This is a genomic window from Antarctobacter heliothermus (assembly GCF_900188425.1).
In the GTDB taxonomy this organism is placed as follows: domain Bacteria; phylum Pseudomonadota; class Alphaproteobacteria; order Rhodobacterales; family Rhodobacteraceae; genus Antarctobacter; species Antarctobacter heliothermus.
Map to the genome: position 1 here is coordinate 38,537 of NZ_FZON01000042.1, position 7,457 is coordinate 45,993.

The following is a 7,457-nucleotide window of genomic DNA, read 5'->3' on the forward strand; positions in this document are numbered from 1 at the left end:
CTTTGTCCGAGCCTGTCCTGTCGCTTCAAGATGTCACTCTCAGCCTCAGGGGCAATGCCGGACTGGTGGAAATCCTGCACAAGGTTTCGCTGGACGTGACACGGGGCGAAACACTGGGCCTGATCGGCCCGTCAGGATCGGGAAAATCGTCGTTGTTGATGATCATGGGCGGGTTGGAACGCGCGACTGCCGGCCAGGTACGCGCATTGGGCCATGACCTGACGGCGATGGGCGAGGACGCGCTGGCCCGTTTCAGACGTGACCACATGGGTGTGGTGTTCCAGTCTTTCCACCTGATCCCGACAATGACCGCATTGGAAAACGTCGCCACGCCGCTGGAACTGGCCGGTGATCGCCACGCATTTGACCGCGCGCGCGCCATGCTGGACAAGGTCGGCCTGTCACACCGTGCCGACCACTATCCGGCGCAGATGTCCGGCGGTGAGCAACAGCGCGTCGCGCTGGCCCGCGCGTTGGCGCCAGAGCCGGACATCCTGTTGGCGGATGAGCCCACTGGCAACCTTGACGGGGTGAATGGTGCCGCCATCGTCGATCTGCTGTTTGGTCTGTCGCGCGAACATGGGGCAACGCTGGTCCTTGTCACCCACGCGCATGATCTGGCCGCCCAATGTGATCGCGTTGTGCGGCTGCGTGACGGCCAAGTCGATGACGCGGACCTGAGGGCCGCCGAATGAGCCTGACCATCGCCGCACGCCTTGCCCGGCGTGAGCTGCGCGGCGGATTGCGCGGCTTTCGCATCTTTCTGGCCTGCCTTGCGCTTGGGGTTGCGGCCATTGCGGGCGTCGGCTCTGTCCGGTCAGCCATTCAGGCGGGACTGGAGGATCAAGGCGCGGTCCTGCTGGGCGGCGATGCACAGGTGGAGTTTACCTATCGCTTCGCCACCGACGCAGAACGCCTCTGGATGGACGACACCGCCGACGCTGTGTCCGAAGTCACTGATTTCCGGTCAATGGCGACGGTATCCCGCGATGACGCCACCGAACGCGGGCTGACGCAGGTGAAATCCGTCGATGCCGCCTATCCGCTACTGGGTGAGATGGTGCTGGACCCGCCGCTGCCTCTGGCAGAGGCGCTGGACGGGCGGGGCGCGGTCATGGCGCCGATCCTCGCGGACCGTCTGGGCCTGCAAACCGGGGACCGGTTTCGCCTTGGCACTCAGGAATTCACACTGCGGGCCAGGATCGTGACGGAACCTGACGATGCCGGGGACGGGTTCGGACTTGGGCCGCGCACGATTGTGCGAACGCAGGATTTGCAGGGCTCCGGCCTGCTGTCGGCGGGATCACTGTTTGAAACGGAATACCGGATGCGCTTGCCCGAGGGCACCGACCTCGACACCGTCAAGGCAGAGGCCCTGCGTCGGTTTGAGGACACCGGGCTCAGCTGGCGGGATGCCCGCAATGGCGCACCCGGGATCGCCCGGTTTGTCGAGCGGTTGGGGAGTTTTCTGATCCTTGTCGGTCTGTCCGGACTGGCTGTGGGCGGCATTGGTGTGTCGGCGGCGGTGCGTGCCTATCTGGCTGAAAAGACATCGGTCATTGCCACTCTACGCACGCTGGGGGCGACCCGCGCGGTGATCTTTCAGACCTATTTTCTGCAAATCGGCGCGCTCAGCCTTTTGGGCATCGCCATCGGGTTGGTGTTGGGCGCGGTTGTACCCCTGCTCTTTGCGCCATTGATCGCCGGGGCGCTGCCGGTTCCGACCATCTTTACCTTGCACCCTGCCCCCTTGGCAGAGGCGGCATTGTACGGGCTGTTGACGGCCCTCTTGTTCACGCTCTGGCCGCTCGCCCGGGCAGAGGAGGTGCGCGCCGCGACGCTGTTCCGCGATGCCCTGGACAGCGCGCGTTTGCTGCCCGCCGGGCGCTATGTCTTTGCGACCCTGGTTCTGATCGCAGCGTTGCTGGCTGCGGCGGCGGTCTTTTCCGGCAATCCGGCGCTGACGCTCTGGACGGCGGGTGGCATTGCGGCGTCCTTGCTGGTCCTCGCCTTGGCGGCCTGGACCATTCGCTGGCTGGCGCGTTTGGCGACTCCGGCGGCACGCGGGCGCCCGGTGCTGCGCTGGGCGCTGGGGGCCATCGGCGGACCGCGCGAAAGCGCCGGGTCGGTGGTCCTGTCGCTGGGCCTTGGCCTGACCGTTCTGGCCGCCATCGGCCAGATCGACGGCAACCTGCGCAGTGCTATCCAGCGCGATCTGCCCGAGATCGCGCCCTCCTATTTCTTTGTCGATATCCAGAAGGACCAGATGCCCGGCTATCTGGACCGGTTGGAAACCGACCCCGCCGTCAGCCGCATCGACAGCGCCCCCATGTTGCGCGGCATCATCACGCGGATCAACGGTCAGCCTGCGGTTGAGGCGGTTGGCGAACACTGGGTTCTACGCGGGGATCGCGGAGTAACATACTCTGAGACACCCGGCGCGCGCACCACGGTCACCAAGGGCACATGGTGGCCCGAAGGGTACGATGGTCCGCCACAGATCAGCTTTGCCGCCGAAGAAGCCCAAGAGATGGGGCTGGAACTGGGCGATGAAATCACCGTCAACATCCTTGGCCGCGATATCACCGCCAGCATCACCTCTTTCCGCCAGGTTGATTTTTCCACCGCCGGAATCGGTTTTGTCATGACGATGAATCCCGCTGCCCTGTCCGGTGCGCCGCATACCTTTATCTCGACCGTCTACGCCGACGAAGCGGCAGAGGCGCAGATCCTGCGCGATCTTGCCAACGCCTATCCCAACATCACCGCGATCCGGGTGCGGGACGCCATCGACCGGGTCAGTGAGTTGCTGGACGGCATTGGCCAGGCGGTGCGCTGGGGGGCGGCGGCCACGCTGCTGACCGGGTTCCTTGTGCTGATCGGCGCGGCGGCGGCAGGCGAAGGCGCGCGCACCTATGAGGCGGCTGTGCTGAAAACCCTGGGCGCAAGCCGCACCCGCATCCTGCGCAGCTTTGCGCTGCGCGCCGGGTTGCTGGGGGCCGCCGCCGGGGCGGTTGCGCTGGGCGCGGGCATCACCGGGGCCTGGGCGATCATGACATTTGTCATGGAAAGCGAATTTGCGGTAATCTGGCCGTCCGCGTTTGCCATTGTCTCTGGCGGTATTCTGGCTACGCTTCTGGCTGGCCTTGCCTTTGCCTGGGGGCCGCTGGCGGCCCGCCCGGCGGGGGTTCTGCGCGCCCGCGAATGACAAAAGCGGACAGGCTGTCACCTTGCGCCGTGGCGTTTGGGCTGGCAACACCAAGGCAACGAAATGCAAACTCCGGATGTTCGAACCATGACTGATTCCCTTCCGATGCCGGTCACGGCGCCTCTCACATCGGCGCAGCGTACCCAGCTGTTCAACCTCGTCCGCCGTGCCGCCAAAGCGGAAATCATGCCGCGCTTTCGCAAGCTGGGCAGCCACCAGATCGGAGAGAAATCCGGGCCGCATGATCTAGTGACAGAGGCTGATACCGCCGCAGAGGCCATGATCACTCGTGGGCTTCAGACCTTTTTTCCCTCCGCTTTGATCGTTGGAGAAGAGGCCGCTGCGGCCAAGCCGGAACTGGTCGAAAAGATCGCCGAGGCAGAGCTGTGTTTTACCATCGACCCTGTTGATGGCACCTGGAACTATGCCAAGGGCCTGCCGTTGTTCGGGGTCATGGTCTCTGCACTGCGCTTTGGGCGGCCGGTGTTCGGCCTGCTGTTTGATCCGGTGCTGAACGATATCGTCTGGGCCGACAGCGACCATCCCGCGCAATTGCAACTGCCCCGACGCGGTCGCCGTTTTGTCGCCACCGCACACGACCAGCACAAGACTCTGGATCAACTGAACGGCTTTGTTCCGCTGTTCCTGATCCCGCAGGACAAGCGCGAAAAGGCCGCGATCGCGATGACGAAATTCGGCCGCGTCTGGTCGTTGCGTTGTGCCTGTCATGAGTTTCGCACCCTGGCACAGGGCGAGATCGACTTTGTCCTCTTTCCCAAGCTGACCGCATGGGATCAACCTGCCGGTGTCATCGTGACCCGGCAGGCGGGGGGCCATGTGGCCATGCTGGACGGGTCCGAATACCGCGGTGACCTGACCTCGGGCTACCTGTTGGCCGCAAGCGATGAGGCCACATGGGGATTGGTGCGCGATGCGTTCGATTTCCTGCTGGATACTCCGCAGGACGCACCGCCCACCGAACAGGAACAACCCGACATCTGATCGACGGAACTGTGGGTGATTACTCTTGCAGCACCGCCGTCCAAAGGGACAGGTGCTTGCGCACAGGCTCGGTCCCGGGCCCCCTGTTGCCGATCTAAATCAAAGTGTTACCTTCCAGCGGCTAAAGGTTGTCCGATAGATTGAATTGCGGCTAGTCTGCAATTCGGGCCGCGTCCCTTTTTCGGACGGCCTGTTGGAGTGCGTCCGCAGTATGTTGATTTCGATTGTACAAAGTCTGATCGCTTTGATTCTTGCGGCCGCGCTGCTCTATCTCGTTTTTTCCAACCCACGGTTTGCCAATCAGAGTCGCAAAACCGATATGGTTCTTGGCCTCGTTTTCGGCATCTCTATCATTGTGCTCTCAATCAACGCCTATGTGCTCGAGGCCGGCGCACTGCTGACCGCTGTGGCAGGGGTGTTGATTTTTGCGGGATATATGGGCGGACTTCCGGCTGCCTTGATCACGCTTCTGGTTGCTGTCTGCATCCGGATCTGGATCGGTGGCAGCTTGCTCTCAGTCGGCTTGATCGCGCTGTTTGGATATGCGCTCTGCGGACTTGCGTTGCGCAGGCTGGCCCCGTTCGAAGCGTGGCCAAAACCTCCTCTGCGTGCGTTTTTCTATGGTCTGGCGGCGCACCTGATTGTTCAAACCATGATAGGCGCCGCCGTGGCGCTATCGGGAACATGGGTGGAAACGGACTCCATACTGTTGGACATGTTGGCCTTTTACATGGTGGGCAGCCTCTCTGTCCTCCTGATGTGGTTGGCCATTTCGCAAAGCGTGAAACTTGCCTCCATCGTTCAGGACAACGTCCGACTGCTGCGACGGATACGGCTGGTTATGGACCACAACAATATGGGTGCGTTCAGCTATGTCGGATCACCAAAGAAACTGGTTGTCGATCAGGGCCTTTTGGATCTCTTCGGGCTAGAGGGGACGCCGGGGCCAATGGACCCACAGGCATTCATCGACCTGCTGCACCCTGATGATCGGGACCAGGTTATCGACGTGATCCAGAATAGTCCGGTGGTCACTGAATTGCTACACGCCCATGACTTTCGAATTATCAGGCCGGATGGAACTCAAGTCGATGTTCGCTCTGTCCGCGCGACAGAGATCGACGAAGCCACTGGCAAAGTTCGTGTTGTCGGGCTTCACACCGACCTGTCTGATTTTCGCAAGGCCGAACGACAAAGGAACGAGGCGGAACACCAGATCGCTGTCATCGCCGAAAACATTCCGGGCATGATTTATCAGGGCATCTGGGAAAAAGGTGCACCGCGTGAGTTCACCTATATCAGCAAGAAATGCATCGACATCTGGGGTTTTACCCAGGAAGAGCTCATGGCTGACAACAGCCTGCTGTCCAAAGGACAAGACGAGGAAACGGTCATTTTTGCCCGCAATGCCGTCAACAAGTGTATTGAAACCGGCAAACCGGCTGGCGTCCGAATACCGGTTCGCGCCCGCGACGGCACGGTGCGCACGGTCGATATGCACGCAAGAACCACCGACCTTGCCGACGGGACACATCGCGTGGACGCGATTTTTATCGATGTCAGTGCCGAAGTTGCCGCGGAAGAAAAGGCCGTCAAGCAAGAGGAGCAGGCCCACAGGTCACAAAAGCTGGAGTCCATTGGCAAACTGACCGGCGGTGTGGCGCATGACTTCAACAACATCCTTGCCGTGATCATGGGCAATCTGGAACTGTTGCGCGAAGAAATCGACGATCCGACCAAGCGCGAACTGATCGATGCCGGGCTGGAGGCCAGCCACCGGGGCGCAGAGCTGACCCGAAGCATGCTGGCCTTTGCCCGCCGCGCCCGACTGACACCGGTGCTGCTGGATCTCAATGCCGTTGCCCTGCAAGCCAAGAACTGGATGCGCCGGGCGCTGCCGGAATCGGTCCAGATCGAAACCTCGCTGCTGGCCGGTCTTTGGACCGCAAATGTGGATGCAGCCTCTTTGGAAAGCGCATTGCTGAACCTGATCCTGAACGCCCGCGACGCTGTGGGCGGTCACGGCAAGGTAACAATCGAAACGGCCAATGTGCGGATAGATCAGGCCTATGTCGATTCCCGGAATGAGCCGCTTGAACCGGGGCGCTATGTCATGCTGGCCGTCAGCGATACCGGCACCGGGATTGATCAGGAAACGCTCGACAACATTTTCGAACCCTTCTTCACCACCAAACCGCCCGGCTCTGGTTCTGGGCTAGGGCTGTCGATGGTGCTAGGCTTTGTCAAGCAATCCGGCGGCACGGTGCAGGTCTATACGGAACCGGGTCAGGGCACGACCTTCAAGCTGTATTTCCCCGCCAGCGATGAGACCCCCATGGCCAAAGCGGCCTCCTCCCGGACGTTTGTTGCACGCCCCGTTGGGAAATCGCGCATTCTGTTGGCAGAGGACGAGGCCGCAGTCCGCAAATGCTGATCGCAACGCTGGAAACCGCAGGCTACGTTGTGGATGCAGTCGGGTCGGGCGACGCCGCACTGACGCTATTCCAAAGCGATCCGCATTTCGATCTTCTGGTCACCGATATCGTCATGCCGGGGGAATTGCAGGGCACCAATCTGGCCCGCGCCATCCGCGAAACCCATCCGGACCTGCCAATGATCTTCATGTCCGGATATGCCGCCGAGTCGACGGTTCACGGCAACGGGTTGCGCCCCGACGATATCCGACTGATGAAACCTGTCCCTAGGGACGATCTGCTCAACGCTGTCGCCCGCGCGCTGAAACCCGCCTCAGAACCCGGTTGAGGTTGCGCACGCAGGTGCGTCAGGAAGACTGCTCATCGAGTTTCTCAGCCTCGTAGGCCAGCATCTCACGCAGCTTGTCAATGGCGATGGGCTTGAACAGGGTCATTCCCGGATCCTGTTCGCGGGCTTTTGCGATCATGCGCGCTGCAATTGCATTTGACGGTATCCGTCCGTTGTGACCGCTCTGACGGTGAGCCTCTGCTGTCGATAATGTCCATGATCGATAATGGACATCTTGAGGCACTCCATGACGGGCATGAAGGGACAGAAGAAGCGGTTCTGGTCTGACGAGGAGAAACGCTCGATCTGCCGGCAAACATGCGCGCCCGGTGTGTCGGTGGCGCAGGTTGCGCGCCGGTATGCGATGAACTCGAACCTGATCTTCACCTGGCTGCGGGATCCGCGTTTCGCGCCGGCCGAAGCCGAAGCGTCCAGTGGTGCCAAGGATGACACTCTCTTCCTGCCGGTCGAGATCACCGGCTTG

General features: G+C 61.6%; 6 protein-coding genes. All 6 read left to right on the forward strand.

The features are described 5' to 3' along the window. The first annotated feature begins 2 nt into the window (after positions 1 to 2). Positions 3 to 695 carry an ABC transporter ATP-binding protein gene (locus tag CHB90_RS18330; protein ID WP_089279301.1) on the forward strand — a complete coding sequence of 231 codons (693 nt, stop codon included), beginning with the start codon at positions 3 to 5 and terminating at the stop codon, positions 693 to 695. Further along, a complete protein-coding gene (locus CHB90_RS18335) occupies positions 692 to 3,208 on the forward strand; it encodes an ABC transporter permease (RefSeq protein WP_089279302.1) in 2,517 nt (838 codons plus the stop codon). The genes CHB90_RS18330 and CHB90_RS18335 overlap by 4 nt, the downstream gene beginning before the upstream one ends. An 87-nt stretch (positions 3,209 to 3,295) precedes the next feature. Further along, positions 3,296 to 4,210 (forward strand): inositol monophosphatase family protein, encoded by a 915-nt coding sequence (locus CHB90_RS18340; RefSeq protein WP_089279303.1) that lies wholly within the window; start codon positions 3,296 to 3,298, stop codon positions 4,208 to 4,210. Positions 4,211 to 4,529: 319 nt separating this feature from the next. After that, positions 4,530 to 6,644: an ATP-binding protein gene (locus CHB90_RS18345; RefSeq protein ID WP_170941108.1), complete on the forward strand. Its 2,115-nt coding sequence runs from the start codon at positions 4,530 to 4,532 to the stop codon at positions 6,642 to 6,644. Further along, positions 6,638 to 6,973 (forward strand): response regulator, encoded by a 336-nt coding sequence (locus CHB90_RS18350; protein WP_089279305.1) that lies wholly within the window; start codon positions 6,638 to 6,640, stop codon positions 6,971 to 6,973. Before CHB90_RS18345 ends, CHB90_RS18350 begins: the two co-directional genes overlap by 7 nt. A 247-nt stretch (positions 6,974 to 7,220) precedes the next feature. Further along, the coding region (locus tag CHB90_RS18355) for a transposase (RefSeq protein ID WP_141135852.1) at positions 7,221 to 7,457 on the forward strand (237 nt) is incomplete at its 3' end.

Coding starts and splice junctions, on each gene's coding strand:
- CHB90_RS18335 (WP_089279302.1), top strand. CDS start 692: ATGAGCCTGACCATCGCCGCACGCCTTGCCCGGCGTGAGCTGCGCGGC.
- CHB90_RS18340 (WP_089279303.1), top strand. CDS start 3,296: ATGACTGATTCCCTTCCGATGCCGGTCACGGCGCCTCTCACATCGGCG.
- CHB90_RS18345 (WP_170941108.1), top strand. CDS start 4,530: ATGGTTCTTGGCCTCGTTTTCGGCATCTCTATCATTGTGCTCTCAATC.
- CHB90_RS18350 (WP_089279305.1), top strand. CDS start 6,638: ATGCTGATCGCAACGCTGGAAACCGCAGGCTACGTTGTGGATGCAGTC.